Origin of the sequence: Peredibacter sp. HCB2-198 (genome assembly GCF_045999315.1) — a bacterium.
Classification (GTDB): Bacteria; Bdellovibrionota; Bacteriovoracia; order Bacteriovoracales; family Bacteriovoracaceae; genus Peredibacter.
The window spans coordinates 2,501,641-2,520,972 of sequence record NZ_CP174607.1; the positions used below are offsets into that span (position 1 = coordinate 2,501,641).

At 44.2% G+C, this 19,332-nt stretch carries 15 protein-coding genes; 8 read left to right on the forward strand and 7 right to left on the reverse strand.

What is annotated here, in order from left to right; translation table 11 throughout:
- Nucleotides 1–157: 157 nt before the first annotated feature.
- Complete coding sequence (locus tag ACJVC5_RS12655; protein ID WP_408095886.1) at nt 158–2,116, reverse strand: hypothetical protein; 1,959 nt, start codon at nt 2,114–2,116, stop codon at nt 158–160.
- Nucleotides 2,113–2,553 carry a hypothetical protein gene (locus ACJVC5_RS12660; RefSeq protein ID WP_408095887.1) on the reverse strand — a complete coding sequence of 147 codons (441 nt, stop codon included), beginning with the start codon at nt 2,551–2,553 and terminating at the stop codon, nt 2,113–2,115. The genes ACJVC5_RS12655 and ACJVC5_RS12660 overlap by 4 nt, the downstream gene beginning before the upstream one ends.
- Nucleotides 2,554–2,607: 54 nt before the next feature.
- On the opposite strand from ACJVC5_RS12660, the gene ACJVC5_RS12665 reads away from it, so the two are divergent.
- Together ACJVC5_RS12665 and ACJVC5_RS12670 are read left to right on the forward strand one after the other, a co-directional pair.
- A complete protein-coding gene (locus ACJVC5_RS12665; RefSeq protein ID WP_408095888.1) occupies nt 2,608–3,405 on the forward strand; it encodes a phospholipase A in 798 nt (265 codons plus the stop codon).
- A 42-nt stretch (nt 3,406–3,447) separates the two neighbouring features.
- Nucleotides 3,448–4,149, forward strand: a complete 702-nt coding sequence (locus ACJVC5_RS12670) for a DUF481 domain-containing protein (RefSeq protein WP_408095889.1) — start codon at nt 3,448–3,450, stop codon at nt 4,147–4,149.
- A 44-nt stretch (nt 4,150–4,193) separates the two neighbouring features.
- On the opposite strand, the gene ACJVC5_RS12675 is transcribed toward ACJVC5_RS12670, so the two are convergent.
- A complete protein-coding gene (locus ACJVC5_RS12675) occupies nt 4,194–5,492 on the reverse strand; it encodes a hypothetical protein (protein ID WP_408095890.1) in 1,299 nt (432 codons plus the stop codon).
- Between the two features lie 12 nt (nt 5,493–5,504).
- Nucleotides 5,505–6,365, reverse strand: coding sequence for a protein-glutamine glutaminase family protein (locus ACJVC5_RS12680; RefSeq protein ID WP_408095891.1), 861 nt, complete (start codon nt 6,363–6,365; stop codon nt 5,505–5,507).
- Nucleotides 6,366–6,720: 355 nt separating this feature from the next.
- On the opposite strand from ACJVC5_RS12680, the gene ACJVC5_RS12685 reads away from it, so the two are divergent.
- The 6 genes from ACJVC5_RS12685 to ACJVC5_RS12710 all read left to right on the forward strand — a co-directional run bounded on the left by ACJVC5_RS12685 (nt 6,721) and on the right by ACJVC5_RS12710 (nt 14,533).
- Nucleotides 6,721–8,085, forward strand: a complete 1,365-nt coding sequence (locus ACJVC5_RS12685) for an APC family permease (protein ID WP_408095892.1) — start codon at nt 6,721–6,723, stop codon at nt 8,083–8,085.
- A 61-nt stretch (nt 8,086–8,146) separates the two neighbouring features.
- Complete coding sequence (locus ACJVC5_RS12690; RefSeq protein WP_408095893.1) at nt 8,147–10,600, forward strand: PAS domain S-box protein; 2,454 nt, start codon at nt 8,147–8,149, stop codon at nt 10,598–10,600.
- Nucleotides 10,597–11,166 carry a hypothetical protein gene (locus ACJVC5_RS12695; RefSeq protein WP_408095894.1) on the forward strand — a complete coding sequence of 190 codons (570 nt, stop codon included), beginning with the start codon at nt 10,597–10,599 and terminating at the stop codon, nt 11,164–11,166. The genes ACJVC5_RS12690 and ACJVC5_RS12695 overlap by 4 nt, the downstream gene beginning before the upstream one ends.
- Nucleotides 11,153–11,560, forward strand: coding sequence for a BON domain-containing protein (locus ACJVC5_RS12700; RefSeq protein ID WP_408095895.1), 408 nt, complete (start codon nt 11,153–11,155; stop codon nt 11,558–11,560). The genes ACJVC5_RS12695 and ACJVC5_RS12700 overlap by 14 nt, the downstream gene beginning before the upstream one ends.
- Before the next feature lie 235 nt (nt 11,561–11,795).
- Nucleotides 11,796–12,656: a polysaccharide deacetylase family protein gene (locus tag ACJVC5_RS12705; protein WP_408095896.1), complete on the forward strand. Its 861-nt coding sequence runs from the start codon at nt 11,796–11,798 to the stop codon at nt 12,654–12,656.
- Nucleotides 12,653–14,533: a potassium transporter Kup gene (locus ACJVC5_RS12710; protein ID WP_408095897.1), complete on the forward strand. Its 1,881-nt coding sequence runs from the start codon at nt 12,653–12,655 to the stop codon at nt 14,531–14,533. The genes ACJVC5_RS12705 and ACJVC5_RS12710 overlap by 4 nt, the downstream gene beginning before the upstream one ends.
- Here the strand turns inward: ACJVC5_RS12710 and ACJVC5_RS12715 are convergent.
- The 3 genes from ACJVC5_RS12715 to ACJVC5_RS12725 form a co-directional block, all read right to left on the reverse strand.
- Nucleotides 14,530–15,528 carry a cytochrome d ubiquinol oxidase subunit II gene (locus ACJVC5_RS12715; protein ID WP_408095898.1) on the reverse strand — a complete coding sequence of 333 codons (999 nt, stop codon included), beginning with the start codon at nt 15,526–15,528 and terminating at the stop codon, nt 14,530–14,532. The two genes, ACJVC5_RS12710 and ACJVC5_RS12715, sit on opposite strands and share 4 nt — an antisense overlap.
- Nucleotides 15,521–16,834, reverse strand: a complete 1,314-nt coding sequence (locus ACJVC5_RS12720; protein ID WP_408095899.1) for a cytochrome ubiquinol oxidase subunit I — start codon at nt 16,832–16,834, stop codon at nt 15,521–15,523. The genes ACJVC5_RS12715 and ACJVC5_RS12720 overlap by 8 nt, the downstream gene beginning before the upstream one ends.
- 68 nt (nt 16,835–16,902) lie before the next feature.
- Nucleotides 16,903–19,158, reverse strand: a complete 2,256-nt coding sequence (locus ACJVC5_RS12725; protein WP_408099241.1) for a zinc-dependent metalloprotease — start codon at nt 19,156–19,158, stop codon at nt 16,903–16,905.
- Nucleotides 19,159–19,332: the final 174 nt, after the last annotated feature.

The following is a 19,332-nucleotide window of genomic DNA, read 5'->3' on the forward strand; positions in this document are numbered from 1 at the left end:
AAAAATAATTCATTCAATTATCGCCATTTGGAGGCGATAGACAACTTCTAAAATAAGAGAGAAAAGGCAATGAACAAGGTTGGTAGGAGGCTAAAAGGTGAAATTTTTGTCTTGCATAAAAAAGACTCCTGTGCCCTTAAATTTCAACGAGTTAATCTTAGCTTTCAAAGAGATGAAGGAGCAATTCATTCCATTCAGATTCTTTAAATTCGAACCTTTTTGATTTTTGTTTCTGGCGTTCTATACACAAGTGAGTAAAGGACGGTATGGAGGTGTCAGTTTTTTGCCCATAAAAGATTTCCGTAATGGCCGAACCTTTCCCATAAGTTTCTGCACAAAACGCTTCTGGCTCCATTTTTTTCCAATCTTTCATCCGGGAGAGTTTTTGGCCCACATAATAAGCGTGCTGCTTCATCTGCTCCTGAAAGTCTTTCACCATGATCTTTTTGGCCTCAACACTGGAAGGTTGCTTCATGAAATATTCAAGCAGTTTTTCTTCTCGGGCCTTGGCAAATTGATCGCTTGCCGAACTGGCCACAATTTCCGGACGCTGATAGGTGACAAAAGTTCCCGCGTTCCATTTTTGCATGCTGCGATCTTTTGTGATGATTTGTTGGGCCTGACAGCGAAGCGTTTCATCGGCCTTTCCTTCGAATAGAGGTCCCGCACATTTTTCGAATTCAAGTCTCCAATTGTAATCAGTTGCTGTTAGTGGACGGGTGGTTTTGTTGGCGTCTTGAAATGATTTTTCAATCATTCCAGAAATGGTCTGATTTAATTTGCTCATCTTCTGACTGATTTGTTGTTGAAGAGGATCGTTGATTAAAAGCTCATCAACCAGGCCCTCGAGAACCATATTGCGATTAGCACTTGTGGCCTCGGCTCCTGCCTTTTTTAGCGCCTGATTGATAAGACTCATGGCCTTGGAGTTTTCTGCTTGAAGCTTAATACCACAAAGAGCGACTTCCGCGTCTGCAATTGGATAATGCTGAATCATTCCGCGGCAAAGTCTGGTGATATCTTCTGGAGAGAAGGATTTATCTTCGATAGATTGCGCCAACTCTGAGGCAACGTCTTTCTGAACTTGCTCGAGCTTTTCCTGGGGAATAGGTGAGCATAGTTTTGAATCTAAAAATTCCATTCCCTGATAGACCCTATCTTTCACAAAGGCGTACTTTTCAGGACACGCTTTTTTTAGTCCTGGGCCATTGTAGCGATAGGCGGAAACCACTTCTGAAAAGTCCTCCCATGGATTGGTCGTTCCATAATTAGAAATAAAACAGGCATTGTCCTGGGCCTTCCAGTTATCACCTTTTTTGATCCAGCCACTGAGCTTTAACCATGCAGGGGACTCATCCATGTTCTTATTACGAGAAGCAATATTATGGGCCACCTCGTGATAGATGGTGTACTGCTTTTCATCCGAGCTCTGATTGCCCCAGGAATCAAACAACATGACCACGGCATTGGCGAGGGTGTTTTCACTATAATCTTTAAGAGTGTAACCACGCTTAAAATGAGTCAGTCGTTGATTGGGTCTGCCGATAGGAACCAGCTTGGCCGGAATATCTTCTAAACCAATTAGCACGTGATTTAATTCTTCCGGAGTGAAGGGAGATGAATTAGCGAAGGCGAGATCAGAGGTGTTGTAGTTATGCTTTAACTTTATATAGAGCATCTTGATTGCGTTCTCTCTGCCCCAGATTTTCTCCATGGCACAAAGAACTTTGTCACACTCAGGATTGATCTTATACTCGTTCTGGATTTTTTTCTGGTTCTTTGAATCTGGTGAGAAACCAAATCCGTCCATGGCGGTCGTAAAATCTTTGAAGGCCTCAATCAGAACAGGACTTTCATTCTTAAACTTTACTCCATGAACTGAGCCTTGCGATTTTTTGCCGGTCTTTTTTGAGATGAAATCCAACATCTCTTCGTCAGGTGGCACTTCCTTGGTCTTACAAGGAGCATTTCGGATCTGACTTTCCTGGGCCCCGCTCCACTCGAGTAATTTTTGAATGTCAGCAATATCCAGTCCGTGATTGGGAACACAATTAGGATCGCTGTGAGCGAAGGCATTTAGATTTATGAATACGAACAGAATCAAAACGTGCTTCATGGTAGTTGCACCGAATGAATCGTTTTTGAAACCGGATCTATAATGAGTTCGGCGTTGTTCTCTTTATAAAGCAGAAAACGACCTGCCGCTTTGCCGTGAGTTGGATAAGGCCTCATTTTTGAGACAGGGATTTTTGTTTTTAGCTTATCTAATGCCGGTTTTTCATTCGGAAATGTATAGTGGAGAGTCGTGAGGATCTTCTTTTCATTTACGCTCAGTTTAAGCGCATATTTTAATCCTTCTCTTTCCCAGTAATAATCTTTTCCTTCGACCAAATGCGCTTTGCCGAGAAGCTTTTCAATTTCAGTAAGAGTTGTTTTCTGTGGTTGCAGCTGACTTAAGGGAGGTGGTAATAAGTTTTGGACCTGTGTTTTCCAGGATGTCTCGGCCAAGACATTCAATGCCACAAATAGGGAAAAAATAAGGAACTTTGTCATAGCTCTCTTGTCGGATACTCCTCTTTAAAGCTTTAGTCTTAAAAGGGTAAGTTTATGAAATTATTAATGATCATTCTTACTCTCTGGGCAGGGGTTGTTTGGGCCCAGGGGGAACCTGATCCCGAAGAGATTGAAACGGAAAAGAACATCGAGTCGCTTTTTGGCATTGATCGCAATCAAAAATTCTCGTTCCACCAACCGACGTACTTTATCTTTGGTAATGATGATTTAAAGCTTCAATTTAGTTTTAAATACCGATTGGCCAAAACTTTTAATCTCTATTTTGCCTACTCACAAGTTATGTTCTGGGACATCTGGAAAGAGTCAAGGCCCTTTGAGGACGTGAATTATAGGCCGGAACTTTTTTATCGTTTGCTTGAGACAAAAACAGGAATTTTTCAAAGCTTCGATATTGGTTGGCTTCATACGTCCAATGGGCAAGATGAAGAGGACTCTCGTTCACTAGATCGGGTCTTTGTTCGTTCTAATATCGCCACGAAATTTCACCGTCATCATTTTGGTGCCGTGATTATGCTTTATAATATTTATAATGAAGACGCGACCAATGAAGACATCGTTGATCATTATGGATATTGGGACGCTCTTTTTTACCTCTCTGATATTGTTCGTATAGAAAAGCAGCGAATGGATCTTGAAGTAAGGGCCTATGCTGGTAAAAAAATCTATGACCTTGATCAAGGTGCTTATCAGATCGGTCTCGTTTATCGAGTGGGAAGTGATAACTTTAACCCCTCCATTTATTTTCAGCGATTCGAAGGATATGGCGAAAATTTACTTGGTTACAACAAGCGACGCACGGAGCATCGCTTGGGTCTAATGCTGTACTTCTAAGCATAAATGTTGTAGCGTTGTGCTCCTTATAGGAGAACATTTATGCGATTTTTCGTTCTATTGGCGCTGCTGCTAAGCTCGCAGGCATTCGCGCAACTGACAAATGAATCAGAGCTTGCTTACGTTCAAACTGGTGGTAACTCCGACGTTCAAACTGCCAACGCAAAGACCGTTAACATTTACAACTGGCCTCTTCACAAATTCACTTTTGGTGGTCACTACATTTATGGTGAGACCAATAATGGTGTTTCTGCCAGAAACTGGGACGCAAATGGTAGAGTCGAAAAATCCTTAAGTGACCATCTATCACTCACGTTGGGTGAAGTGATTGAAGGTAACAGATTCACTGGAATCAAGACTCGTTACAACTCCGATGTTGGTGCCAAGTATTATTACATCAAAACAGACATGAAGACCTTCTTCTCTGAATTGGGTTACCGATACACGATTGAAGATCGTTATGCTCCGATTGAAAACACTTATGATAACAAGGGCCGTTTCTACAACGAGTGGAACCATAAAATCTCTGCCACGGTTCAGTACAAGTTCTGGCTTGAGTACATTCCAAACTTCACTGACTCACGAGACTACATGATTAACGGTGAGGCCTCTCTGACGTCGATTCTTAATTCGGTCTTTTCTTTGAAGGTGGCTTATCTTGGGATGTATGATAATCGTCCGGCGTTTCTTGGATTCAAGAACTACGACTACACTCAGACCACATCTATTGTTGCTAAGTTTTAAGAAAAAAAATGGGGAGCATGATTTTATTCATGCTCCCTGCGGTTTCAGACTCCTGAGCTAGAATCTAAACTGTCTCCGGTTGATGTCCCGGTGGAAGAAGAGCTTCCACTACCTGAGGACGAACTTCCAGTAGTGGTAGTTGTTTCACTTGATGATGATGTTGAAGATGACGAAGAAGAAGTAGAGGCGCCGTCACTACGCCCACCAGTTGTCGAGCCACTTCCGCCGCCACTGGTTCTTCCCCCTGAAGATCCTCCTACGAATCCACCCACGAAGCCACCGACAAAGCCTCCACCTGTCCAGCCACTCGTTCTACCGCCAGACGAACCACCTGTTGTTCCACCTGTGGTGCTTTCTTCGGAGTGACCACCCGAGGTCCCGCCAGAAGTTCTGCCAGTTGAAGAACCACCAGACGAGCCACCTGAAACAGTACCATCATGGCCATCGGACACTGGTCCTTGTCCATCATCGGATTCGTTGGTGCCTCCACTTGTTGTTGTTCCGGTTGAAGGATCAACTTCTCCTGAAGAATCTGGTGCTGGACGGTCCTGGTCTTCATCTACTTCGGCTATTGGGCCCGGAATGTCATCGGTGACATAAGGATTACCTGGAGTCTCTGTGACTTTTTTGTAAGTGGCACAGACAATTGGGAGAGTTTGGAAAGCACGCCATTTTCCAAATGTTCCAACTGTGTCCGGTAGAGCTGTTTCTTCACTGATCCCTTGGATCATCATGACTCTGCCTTCAAGTTGAAGTCCTTGATCCGGCCCAAGTTTGGCAATGTGATCGGCCGGTTCACGGTCCTCACTTTGTAGATCTGAAAGGAATCGTCTGAAACTTATCACACGTTCATAGTGATAACTCCCTGAGAGGTCACCCAGTGGATAGAAGGCGCGACCACCAGACTGTGTGCTTGGATCAGAGTCCAGAGGAATAAGAAGTTTTCCAACCACGGCATAGGCCTCATTGATATCAATAAAGCCGTCTCCGTTAGTATCATCTTGCATCGTTGGACATCTGTCGCCGGTATAAACCCCTTGCATATGCCAGGCCTTTGGAGCTCCGGCAAAGAGTCTGAGATAAACGAAGAGCCTGTCCTCTTTTCGTGTAAAAGAAGCAGAACCGGGAATGGTTCCGACCAGATGTGAGTTCATCGTCTGGAAGTTTGCCTGGTAGAATCCATCAATGTTGGATCCATCAACTGCGGCCTCTTCTTGTCTTTCTACAATGTCTCCCCCTGTAGGTGCCTTACTGGACGAAGAAGAGTCATTTTCTCCGCAGGAAACAGCGAGGAGAGAAAGAACGGCGAGTGCAGGAAGAAACTTTTTACTAAATTTTTTCATGACATTCTCTCCTTAAATTCTTTCGTCGAAGGCCTCTAAGTAAGCACCTCTGACTTCATCCATGTTGAATTTATCTTTTCGATATCCCCAGGCATCGTACATCTGAAGATCCGCCGGCTGATATGTGTACATGTGAGTGCGAATGATGTAGCACTCGCCTGAGTAAGGGAAATCTGCATACTCGCTATACTTTGTGATGATCGGACAAGGAGCATCGTTGCGCATGAAGATGTTTGTCCATTTTGTGAATTCAATCGGTCCGCGGGTGTATTTTACGTCCATCACACGTTCAACCACTTTGTCTCCTTCTTTCACGTGCACATAAGGAGCAATGTGGAACCACCATTCAAAGTTGTAACGACGAATGTAAGTACGAGTGAAGAAGATCAGGATCTTGTTTGATTTTAGACTGTGTTTTTTCCACCATTCGTAAGACCAAATCATGGCACGGTTAAAACATTGAGAATCTTTTGGATTATAGCGTGCTTCTTTGAAATACTTCTTGGCCGTTGCCATGTCCTTAATGGTGGTCGGAACATACTCATTCTCATTGTTCACATTCATTGGTGTGAAAAACTTTTCTTCTTCTTGAGATTCAGGGATGGGGGACTCTGTCACCTTCATCTCCGTAATGAAGCGATCATCATCCATCTTGAGATTAAACCAGCGTCTCACTGATTTTTCCGCGGCGAATTTCTTTAGAAGGGCCTGATCATCTCTTCTCACTTTCACCACGTGGCCGCTGGTGAGAAAGACCAGAATTTCATCTTGAGAAGTTTTACCGTAATCAATGTCGTAAATTTGAGTCGTAAGTTGAGTACCAGCGAAGAGAGGCAAGCTCAGGAAACAAAACAATAGTCCGAAAACACGCATAGAACCCTCCATTGTTTTCTACGTACGAACAGCCCATGTATCATGTGAAGATGACCTTTTCTTGTCTACTTAAGCTCTCTCTTTAGATTCTGAAAGATGGGCGCAAAGATGGAGTTCCTGAATCTGGAAAATATGCACCAAGTTTTTTAATCGTTTTGATTTTCAGTTGATGGAGGATTTTGCGGATGAGCACATGCAAGCCATTAAATGCTCCGATTCCTTCTTCGCTAGTCAGCGTCGAGGCCAAAAAAAATTGAAATCTTCTGACAAAGAGGTTTAATGATCAGGTTTTCTTGCCAATCGCCAAAAGAAATTTCTAGAATTATCTGTGCCCCCATAAAACAAAGAGAGAACAATGTCGAAAGAACTGGTTCGAGGTCTGACCCTCGTTGATGCCGCCTCTATTGTCGTAGGAAGTATTATTGGAACCGGTGTTTTTTTGAAGACGGCCACGATGTCGAGCTTAGTCGGTAGTCCTGGAATGGTTCTGGTTATTTGGGTGGTTGCCGGGCTTTTGTCTCTCGCGGGTGCTTTGGCCTATTCTGAACTTGGTACTCTCATGCCGGATGCCGGTGGAGAGTATATCTATCTTAAAGAGGGCTATGGTGATATCTGGGCCTTCCTCTATGGATGGATGAGATTTTGGATTGGTTCTCCCGGTTCAATTGCCGCCTATGCTGTAGGTGGCATGACTTTTTTAAGTGGGGCGGTTGATCTCTCCATCGTCGGTGGCAGGGCCTCTGCCTCGGTGATTGTGATTATTCTCTTTTCATCTTTAAACTGTTTAAGTGTTGCCTTTGGTGGTCGCCTGCAGGCGATCATGACTGGACTTAAAATTCTCATCATTGTCGGACTGTCCGCGGGGATTTTCTTGTTCTCAAGTGGTGGAAGCTTTTCTCATTTTACTGAAACGACACCTGCCATTTCTGGATTCACTGGTTGGTCGGCCTTTGGTGCCGCAACTCTTGCTGCTCTTTGGGCCTATGATGGATGGAACAACCTGCCGATGGTGGCCGGTGAAATAAAAAATCCGCAAAAAAATATTCCCTTATCATTAGGGCTAGGAATGTTGGTGATTCTCGCCATTTATTGTGTGGCGAACGTGGCCTACTTCTATGCGCTTCCTTTCACTGAGGTGCTGAGTTCCAACTCAGACGCCTTTCCGAACGCCTATCCAGTGGCCACTAAAGCGGCCATGACTTTCCTTGGGACTTCAGGGATCACTATTCTTTCTGCGGCCTTCGTTTTTTCTGCTCTGGGTGCCATGAATGGCTCTATCCTTGCCGGAGCACGAGTTCCTTATGCCATGGCAAAGGACGGTCTCTTCTTTAAGCAACTGGCCAATGTAAATGATGTGACGCTCGTTCCAGTTGTTTCCATCATCATTCAAGGAATTGTCTCTATGCTTCTCGCGTTGTCGGGAACATTCGATCAGCTCACCAACTATGTGGTTTTCTCTTCATGGATCTTTTATGCCATGGTGACAGGGGTGGTGTTTGTGCTTAGAAAACGTAGACCTGATGCACACCGTTCATATAAGACCTTGGGCTATCCTGTTGTTCCGATTATCTTTATCGTTCTCGCTCTTTTACTTTTGGTGAACACTGTTTGGACCAGCCCGAGAGAATCTCTTATCGGTCTTGCTTTCATTCTTTCTGGAGTCCCTGTGTTTTTTCTTTTCAAAAGAAAGAACATTCGTTCATTGGGTCGAGTCAATTAGCGCAAAGCAATTCAATTCAAATTAAGGTGCTTCTTCACTCCCTCAATGCGAAATAGGCGGAGTGAAGAAGACTGAATCAGCTCTCAACTCAGAGGCCCTATTCAAAAGGATGGAGCATACCATTCTATGGTCTGTGGATCTAACGAACCATCGTCTTAAAGATTTCAGTCCGAATGCTTTGGCGATCATTGGCCTTGTTCAAGGTCACAATATCCTGGATTATATTCATTCCGTCGATCATCAGCAGGTGAAAAAATGTTTTCAACGTGTACAGGAAGTACATCAGTTGGTGATGCAGCACCGATTTTTTAAAAAAGACGGACAAAGTGTTTGGTTTCAGACGGAACTGAGTTTCAATGAAAAAGACCATGAAATAGTGGGGCTTTCTCAAGACATTAGTGAGGTTAAAAGTGGTTTTGGCAGTGCCAATGTCCCAGGAGAAAGAGACAAACTGCGAGGAATTTTCCAGTTCTCAACGGACCTTATCTGTATTGCAGGAGTGGATGGAACTTTTAGAGAAATCAATCCGGCCTTCGAGAAGACATTGGGTTATTCCGAGCATGAACTTTTGAGTCGAAGGTTTCTGGATTTCATTCATCCTGATGATGTTGCACCAACATTGGAAGTGTTGAAGGCCCTGGATGAAGGAGTCGTGATTAAGGATTTTGAAAACCGTTACAGAAAAAAAGACGGAAGCTATGTTTGGTTGTCATGGATGGGCCATCCTATTCCTGGAACCGATCTTGTTTATTCCATTGCTCGCGACATATCTGAGAAAAAACGGGCGGTCATGGCCCTGGAAGATTTGATTAAGGAGACCTCCAGTGAACTTGTGAAGTCAAGGGAGTTTTTAAATCTCGTCATCGAGAATGTGCCTCACATGATGTTTATAAAAGACGCTAAAGAGTTACGGTTCGTCCATTTTAATAGGGCGGGTGAAGAGCTATTGGGGTACAGCAAGGACGACATGCTAGGGAAAAACGATTATGACTTTTTCCCAAAAGAGCAGGCCGATTTTTTTACCCAAAAAGATCGGGAAGTTTTACTAAGTAAAAAACTAGTTCATATCTCAGAAGAAGAAATCAATACCAAAAGTGGCAAGAAGTTTTTAAGAACCAAAAAGGTCCCGCTCTTGAATGAAAAGGGCGAGCCCATCTACCTATTGGGCTTTTCTGAAGACATCACGGATTGGAAGACCGGCGAGAAAATGCGATTAGAAATGGCCCGTGAGCAGACCCTTAGTAAAGAGAGAGAACGTTCTCGAGAAAAGGCGGTCTTCCTGGCCAATGTAAGCTCTGCCCTGGCCTCGTCGTTAGAATTTCGAGAGACCTTGGATAAATTATCTAAGACCATGGTTCCTTTCTTAGGGGACTGGTGTTCGATTCTCTTTATTAAAGAAGATGGAACCATTGAAAGAGTGGCGCTCCATCACTGGGACCCTGAAATGCAAGTGTGGCTGGATAAACTTTCTCAGTATCCCGGTCTTCGCACAATTTTAAATTCACCTCATTTTCACGAGACCCTTAAAACCGGCAAATCTCATCTCTTGCCGAAAATCTCGGACGAAGAAATGGATCTGCTGGCCCTGGACAAAGAACATGTAAAAATCCTCCAGCATCTTGGTACTCATTCTGCAATGGCCGTCCCCATGGTTTATGGCGACAAGATTTATGGTGCCATTTCTTTGAACCTCTCAGATAAAAACAGAAACTACGATCAGGAACATCTTTTGATCGCGGAAGAAGTTGGGAGGAAGGCAGGGCTGGCCATTGAAAACTCTCTTCTTTATCGGACCGCTCAAAAAGCGATCGCCGCTCGAGATGAGTTTCTTTCCATTGCTTCCCATGAATTAAAAACGCCAGTAACGTCGATCAAACTTCTGCTTCAGATGACAAGGAAGTCCATCAATCAAGAAAAGGGAGGAGTGCCTGTTCCTTCAAAACTTGCTCAGACTCTTGATCTGGCCACTGATCAGGTCAACCGATTGACCACCCTCATTGAAGATCTTCTGGATGTCTCGCGAATCGAAATGGGAAAAATAGTTTATAAGTTTCTCCCGATGGATTTCTCTAGGCTCGTGACTGAGATGTGTGACCGATATCGCGAGCATTTAAAGACCTTTCACTGTGAGATGGAGTGCCATATTGAGAAGGAGCTTACTATTTTGGGTGATCGGATGCGAATGGAACAAGTGATCATCAACCTTCTTACCAATGCCGCCAAATACGGCGGACAAAGACCTGTGACCGTGAGTCTTAAAAAGAAACAAAATGTGGCCTGTCTGGAAGTCACTGACCAAGGAATGGGAATTCCGGAAGATAAATTAGAAAAAGTATTTAATCGATTTGAGAGGGCAGTGGATGGCAGCAATATTTCTGGTCTAGGGCTTGGTCTTTATATCTCCCGAGAAATTGTCGAGGCCCATGCGGGAAAAATTAGTGTCACAAGTGAAGTCGGAAAAGGATCAACATTTACAGTCGAAATACCAATATTTTTAGGGAACGCAACAACATGAAAACTTTTATTCTCTTTTTGCTTTTCTCGACATTCAGTTTCGCCGGTGAACAAAAAATGGCCTTGATCACTTCAGAGTTTGATGAGGACATTAAGACCTTTTATCTCATGACGGACGATCAGCACGTGATCGAAGGCATCCGCTATGTGACCACTCGTCCTCCAGGTGGAATTGTTGAAGACAGGATCATTCTAGCGGAGGACATTTTAGATGATGGAGTTGTGTTGGAGGAGCGCAATGGGATGGAGGCGGTTCGGTTAGGCGTCGAGAGATTTTCTCTTGAGACCGGAGGAACAATTAAACTGACTTATTTATTTAATGGCATCACAGGTGAAAGAAAGATCCAGCGTTTGCTGCTTAAGAAAAATGATCAGCATTTTCTCATGACGGATTTGGCGCACAAAAATGTTAACCGATTATTTCTGGTGGCAAACCGTTCTCGTGTTTTTGGGATTGTGGGAATCAAAGAGATCCTGACTTATTGGTCGGACACAGAGGACCTTTCAGTTTTCTTCCAACTGGATAATTATGATTTTTTACTAGGAGGTACCTATGTATCCAAATAGAGATCATTCCAACTTTCACACGGATCAGGGGAGATGGGACCGCAGGGACTATGCAAATGGTGAACGGTTTTTTGAAGACGATTCTGAGGAAGATCTGGATCTCTCTCCTGAAGAGGCGAGCAGGCCCGATCATTTGTCTCGCGTTTATCGAGACGAAGAAATTGAACAGGTGGTGAAAGAACTTCTGCGCAATAGTAAAAATATGGACGCCAGTGATGTTACTGTAACGGTCAATGATTCAATGGTTAAATTAAGCGGTACGATGAAATCTCAAAAAGAACGGGACTATGCAATTGGAGTGGTAAAACTAGTGCATGGGGTAGGTGACGTTAAGTCAGAGATCATTGTGAAGACCCACGGCGGAATTCTTCCCAATGATCTAGGGCGCGATTAAGTGATTGCCCATGAAAGATGAAAGAAACTTAATATGAACGCCTAAAACGCCCATAATAAGAAAGATAACTTTTAACAACCAATTAGGATTGGAGAATCTATTTAATACTTTTTCCATGGAGCGGAAAATAATCAGCTTGGGTCGAAAATTCAAGCTTGTCAGAAAAAGTTACAAATCGTACAAACTTAACGCCTTGAATCTTAACTTAAGTATGCCTAAGTAGTATGTTTTGCGTATGAAATACCTCTGCTTTTTATTGTTGTTCGCTCTCCAAGCTCAAGCTTCTTTCCTTCAGGAATTCCAATATCCAGAAGACAGAGTGTATACCTCCGCTGACCGCGGAATGATGCCTTATCGTGCGCTTTCGCTTTATAAAAGTAACACTTTTGTGCTTACTTTCGATGATGGCCCACATCCCACGCGTACAAAATTAATTCTCGATGTTCTTAAGCAATACGATGTTAAAGCAACGTTCTTTGTTTTGACGTCGAAAGTGAATAACGAAACTTTTCCACTCATTAAACGTATGTTGGATGAAGGTCATATTGTGGCCTCTCATGGCCCAACTCACGACCGTTCCGCTGATCTCAAGAAAGAAGAATGGAAAAGACAAACGAAGCAGTCATTTGTGGATCTTGCTAAGTGGTACAAACTAGCGGGCCATGAATTTACCAAGTTCTATTACCGTTTTCCTTACGGGGACTATGGCACCCGCAGTGACTATCACCACATCAATGCTCTGAAAGAAGTCTCTCAAGAGCTAATGGGTGAAAACTGTATTCATATGGCCTTCTGGGACGTGGACACCAGTGACTGGGTTCCAGGCATGACTGGCCCGGAAGTGGCCCAAAATATCATCGCCCATAATGAGGGCGGCACCTATATTGATTTCAAACGTGTAAACGGGGTCTATGTGAAAAACCCTGTGCAGTTAAAAAATCCTCCGGCCGGAGGAGTGATTCTTCAGCATGACATTCAAGAGCCTTCAATTAAAGGCCTTGAACTTTTCATTCAGTATGCTCAAGCTCGCAACATTCAACTTCCTCGTATCGACGAAGTTGAAGAATTTCGTATCACCAAAAACTGCAAACTATGAAATCAAATGACGAATCGAAATTGAATTTGGCCACGGGTCTGGCCGCTCTTGGCGTGGTGTACGGTGATATCGGAACAAGTCCTCTCTATGCCTTTAAGGAATCATTTCACCACACGCATGATCTTTTGGTGAATACCACCAACGTTTACGGGATTCTTTCCCTGATCTTTTGGTCATTGATTTCAGTCGTATCAATTAAGTATCTGGTGTTCATTGTTCGTGCGGACAACCAAGGTGAGGGTGGAGTTCTGGCCCTGACGGCCCTGCTTCAAAATCTTTCCATTAAATCAAGACGACTCCTCGGTGTTCTCACATTGTTTGGGATTTTTGGGACCGCTCTGCTTTATGGTGACGGTATGATTACGCCGGCCATTTCGGTTCTGTCGGCCGTAGAGGGTCTTGAGTTCATTACCCCGGCCCTGCATTCTTATATTATTCCGATTACCATTGCGATCTTGATCGCTCTGTTCTCGATTCAGCGTCACGGTACGGCCGTGGTGGGCAAGGTGTTTGGTCCAGTGACTCTGACTTGGTTCATTGTCATTGGTATTCTTGGAATCTATCAAATCGCCCAGGGACCTTCTATTTTAGCGGCGGTGAATCCATACTATGCGATTAAGTTTTTCCACGTGAATGCCTTCAAAGGATTTACGGTTCTGGGTTCAGTGTTTCTATGTGTGACCGGTGGTGAGGCCCTCTATTCTGATCTGGGTCACTTTGGTAAAGGTCCCATTCGTTTGGCCTGGTTTGCCGTGGTTCTTCCTTGTCTGATCCTTTGTTACTTTGGGCAAGGAGCTCTAATTCTTCAAAACCCTGAAGCAGTGAAAAACCCATTTTATCTCATGGCACCTGAATGGGCATTGATTCCTCTGGTTGCGCTAGCTACACTTTCAACTTGTATTGCCTCCCAGGCCCTTATTACAGGTGTGTTCTCGCTTACAATGCAAGCGGTTCAACTCCAGTATGTTCCGCGTGTAACGATTGACCACACTTCAGAAGAAGAGTTCGGTCAGATTTATGTAAGAACAGTTAACTTCCTTCTGATGATTGCTTGTATCGCATTAGTTGTTACATTCAGATCATCCAGTAATCTTGCGGCCGCTTACGGTATCGCCGTGACGACCACGATGGTAATTACAACCATTCTTTTTTACTTTGTGGCCCGTTATTCTTGGAACTGGCATCCTCTCGTGGCACTTCCACTTTGTTTGTTCTTCCTCGTAATTGAAGGCTCATTCTTTGGTGCCAACCTTTTAAAGGTCCTTCATGGAGGGTGGTTCCCGCTGCTCGTGGGTATTATTCTGTATACACTCATGACCACCTGGAACCGCGGACGTCAGATTCTGGCAGAACGTATGCTTGAATACATTATGCCGCTTCCGGATTTTTTAAATGAGATTCGCACGAAGAAGCCCGTGCGTGTCCCGGGTGTGGCGATCTATATGTCGGGTCACCCTCAGTATGTACCGCCGACACTTTATCAAAGCTATCGTCACTTTAATTGTATTCATGAACACCTGGTGTTCTTGTCAGTACATACTTCAGATATTCCTCACGTACCGGTTTCAAACCGCGTGAAGCTTCAGGACATCGGGCCGAATATTTATCGTATCGCGATTGAATACGGCTTTATGGATCTTCCCAACGTGCCTCATGATCTACAAAATCTTGTGCTCGCCCATAACTTGACGTTGAACCCATTTGAGTCCACGTACTTCTTAGGGCGTGAGCACCTGATTGCAACGGAGAGAAAAGGCATGATGTTGTGGCGGGAAAGGCTTTTCGCCGTGATGTCTCGAAATGCTCAACCGGCAACTCGCTTCTTCCAGCTTCCTCGTGGACGAGTGGTTGAGATTGGTTCGGTGATTGAGCTTTAATCCTTTTGAGTTTTGAAGATCTTCATCAGGTACCAGTAGCCAGGCAAAATAAACAATAAACCAAAAATTAGGGCCCAGCAGAGGTATTTTAAAACCTCTGCTTCCGCCGCCGTCTGATTAAATGTGTAGTAATTAAGGTCCCTAAAGAGAATGATTTTCGGATAAAGCGGCGCAAAGCCCGCGCACATAATGCAAAAGAGCTGCATGCCCGCAATGATACGAGATCGGTTCTTAAAGTTTCTTCTGATGGTGTAGAGCTGAGGAAAAAGTAATAAAAAAGAAACTGTGACAAAAATGAGACTTGGGATGTTGTAAAAAAAGATCTTCCATCTCGTCGGATTGGTCAGAATAAAAATCCCATGAGCGATCATTCCTGAAATTACAAGCAAGGCAAAGACTTTCAGAGTAAGGTTCCGCCACTGTGATCGGTTGGTCTTGGATTCCATTAATAAAAATAACGACGCATTAAAGACCATAAGAAGAGTCATAAAGACTCCCATGGAAAAGCAGAAGGGATTTAACCAGTGAGCAAAATAGCGTTCATAGATTCCCATATCATTGGGAGAAAAATCTCCTAACATGAGAGAGCCAATAATGACTCCAAGACACATGGTACACCAAAGAGAAGAGAGTCCAAAAATCCAGTGATACACTCGTTGAGATTTATCAATGATAGGGTCATAGTGAAGAAAAGTGAAACTTGCTCCCCGGAAGATGATCCCAATTGCCAGGGCACCCAGAGGAAAGTGAAACCATTCTGAGAGAAACCAGAAGATAACGGGAAAGGCATTGAAGGTAATCACAAGAGCGAGAATTAGCCAGATGTGATTGGCCTCCCACACTGGCCCCATCGCCTTGCCGATGACGCTGGATCTTTCTTTTCGAGGTAATCCAAAAGGAGTGATCTCTAAAATTCCTGCACCAAAATCAGCACCGGCGAGAAACGCATATAAAAAAAGTGCGATGGCGAGAACCAAGACGATGAAGTCAATCATGCTCGTCCTTTTTCAAAAAATGCACCAGGATCAAACGATAGAAGAGCCAGGTGATCACTCCTGAAAGGAAAAGGTAGAGGAAGAGATAGGTAAAGAAAGTGAGTTGCAATGCGGGAGCATTAGAGACGGCGTCCCTGGTCTTCATGATGCCATAAATGATCCAAGGCTGGCGTCCCACTTCAGTCACTGTCCATCCAGCTTCAATGGCAATAAAACCCAATGGGCCGATTAAAACAAAGAGTACGAGTAGCCAGGGCGTTTCAGTGAAGGTTTTTTTCTTAAAGTAGATAAAGAGCGCGAGAAGGGCAGTCAGGGCCATGGCACTTCCACAGGCCACCATGATCTGAAAGGCCCCGTGAACAATTAAAACCGGGGGCCAATTCTCCTTCGGAAAATCATTCAAACCTTGAACTTTGGCCCCTGGATCACCAAAAGCAAGAACACTCAAAAGAGACGGAAGTTCAATTCCATATTGAATGGTCTGACGTTCCTGATTGGGAATTCCACCCAAAAGGAGAGGCGCATGGGTGGTGGTATGAAAAAGAGACTCCATGGCCGCGAGCTTTAAAGGTTGCCGTTTGGCCACGTCTTTGGCCGCAAAGTCTCCACTTAATGGTTGTAGAAGAGCAGCGACAATAAAAAAGGGAGCTGTGATTTTAATGGCGAGAAGATTCATCTTCTTCCTGCGTCCCATGAGGTAAAGCAAAGAGTGAACCGCCAAGACCGCCGCCGAGACACTACTAAAAGAGGCGATTGTCATGTGATGGGCCTGAGAGAACCAGGCCGGGTTAAACATCGCCTTCCAAGGATCAATGTCTTTAAAGGTCCCATTCACTTGAGTAAATCCTTGAGGAGCATTCATCCAGGCGTTCACTGCCACCACAAAGATCCCCGAGAGAACACCGGAAATTCCCACGATTAAGGAAGAGAACCAATGCTTCCAGGGAGAGAGTCGACCAAATCCATAGAGGAAGATTCCCAGGGCAATCGCCTCAAGGAAGAAGGCGGTTCCTTCCCAGGAGAAGGGCATTCCAACAATAGGGCCCGCGTGTTTCATAAACTCGGGCCAGAGAAGACCCAATTCAAAACTTAGTAAAGTTCCCGAGACTGCACCGACGGCAAAAAAGATCGCGACACCTTTCATCCAGAGTTTTGTGAGTTCGAGAGATTCAGGATCAGATTTTTTTAAGTGATGCCAATAACTGGCACTCATGAGAAACGGCATCACCATACCTATGCAAGCAAAGATGATATGGAAGCCAAGGGAGAAGGCCATCTGCAGACGAGCGGCGAGGAGTGAATCCATGTGGAGCTTTTACCACACTTGATTCAAATAAGTAGGCCATCCCGAAGGATGGCCTGAAGATTTATTTCTTAGATTTTACAGTTTAGCTGTTCAGCGGTGTAAAGTTCGAAGCTTGCGGCCTTTGCTGCAACGGCCTTAAGAACTGCGTCCAGGTTTTCCTGAGCAAGTTTTTGGGCCTCGGCCGATTCTTTTGAGTTGATCACATCTTGAAGCTTAGAGCTACAAAGCTTCTTTTTGATTCTCATAAGAACATACTCTTTCACTTCTTCTTTCGTTTCAGGACGATCAAACTTACCGAAGAAGTTTGTCCATGAATCGGCCGTTCTTTCAGCACTTAGAGCGTAAGCAGTGATACCAGTAATGGCCTCATCAAGCTGAGATGCTACTTCGTCCACTTTCCAAACAGGAGCAGAGTTTGATTTTGTCTCAAGCACTAGCTCAATCACGCGGTTAAGACGAGATTCCCAGAAAGAGAACGGGTCACTTGTGGCGTCTGACTTAGAACACTCAGGAGACTTAAATTGCAGAGACAGTTTATCGTAACCTTGATCTTCATCAGTACAGAACCAGTTCTTATGTTTCGGTGTTGCGCCTTTATAACCGTAAGCAATCGCCATACGGTCATATGAACCAATCGTATTGAGGTAACGGAAACCACGGCCAAGGTACTCCATCACAGAACGTGATACTGAACCTTCTTCACCGTTTTCAACTGCACCCAAGTTACCTTTAAAGTTGTGACGAAGGCCCAGGTTGTGGCCAACTTCGTGGGCCACGATCTCAAGCATATAGCCTTCCATATAAGTCTCATAAGTCATGCCGGCCGGAACCACTTCAAAGTGCCCTTTGATGATAGGATCTTCAAGGTGTTCACGTTGCGAATGAACAGTCATATCAAGAGACTTACCAAGTTTAACTTTGAATTGAGTCTGATTGCGCTTACTCAGTTCTTTTTGAGCGGCAACGTTGAAAGCTCGAGAAAGCTCATTGGCCTTTTGAGTTTCACCTTGTGCAAGAAGCGTATTAATCTTCTTAGACTCTTCAAACCATTTTGAATAAAGCTCAACAATTGTTGGGCCCTGTACCAGAACGTTGGCCGACAATGTTTCACCTGTGTGCTGGTTCGCAATTGATGGACCGAGACCTCCGTAACCCGCCTTGTTCTCAAGGTCCCATTCGATGATGTTATAGCGAATGTCCCCTGGAACCAGTTGAGCTGAACGGGCATCATCTTTATCAACGAACTCGTAGCTAATGAGGTCTTTGCCCAGGGTCTTTTTAAATTCTACGTTCCATGAATCCATGGCGCGAGCAAATGCCTTTTTGAATTCATTCGGAACGTTCTTAATGTAGTACTTAACTGGAGCAGCATCGGTCCCATTTGAAGTGGTAGAAAAACGCGTGATCTTTTCATCAGCGCTTCTTGAAGTTCCGAAGAAGCCCACACCTTCAGTCGCTGAGCGTGAAACGAAGGCAGGGTTAAAACCAGAACCAAGTTTTAGGTACCAGCGAGTTGTGAAGTCAGTGGTCTGGATTGAAGGATCATTAGGATCGGCCTTGACTGGAATCATCTTGGTTTTGATGTCGAAAACCAGGGTCTTAAGATCGTAATCAACTTCAGTTGTCTCTGAAGAAATGGCCTTTAGCTGAGTGTATTCGCCTTTTGGATCAATCATGGAAATAAAATCGAGCTCTCGACCGATGGCCGCAAGATCCAGAATCAGCATGCCGGCCTCTTGGTTGAAGCCAACGATAGGAATACTTAGAAGTGGGTTTTGTTCAGAGTCTTCGGTACACTTGACCGCACAACCAACCAGAGTCAGGGCCGGGTTACCATCCGGCATACGAGATATTAGTGAACGAACGTGAAGTGGTGAAAGGTCAGTCAGTTTCAGTCCACCAAGGTTTTCGTTTTCTTTATCTGTTACTTTTGTGATGACACCACCAAAGACGTTTTGTTCGCCAATCATGCCGATCGGGAAACCAACATAAAGGGTGTTCTCGCTGAGGCCCTTCATCATCTTGCGAGACTTGGCGATACTTTCTGCAGACTTCGGAGCATCCGGTAGATTATTAAGTACTGTAAGAGTCTTAGGATTTGAGATGGAAAGAATCGACTTACTAAGGGCCATCTCTTTTAATTGTGCTTCATTGATGACTTGAAGTTCAACGTTTTCGTCACCGATGATTTCATTTACTTTTTGAGATTCATTGGTCACGCGATTTGATTTATTTTTTTTAGATTTGGCCTGGAAAACACTGTCTACATTACAGGCAGATGCCAGAAGGGCCAACGCAGAAACGGCAATAAGAGAGGATTTCATTTTCTTCACACATACTCCAATGTTTTTATGAGGCGGTGCGATCATACCTAAATTTAGGATCAAGACAGGAATTTTGGAAAAAGTTACATGATTATTTATTTTTAATAGTAATCAAGGATTTAGGAGTGTCTAACATTTTGACAATTCCGGAAGAATGTTCAATTTTCCTCCTCC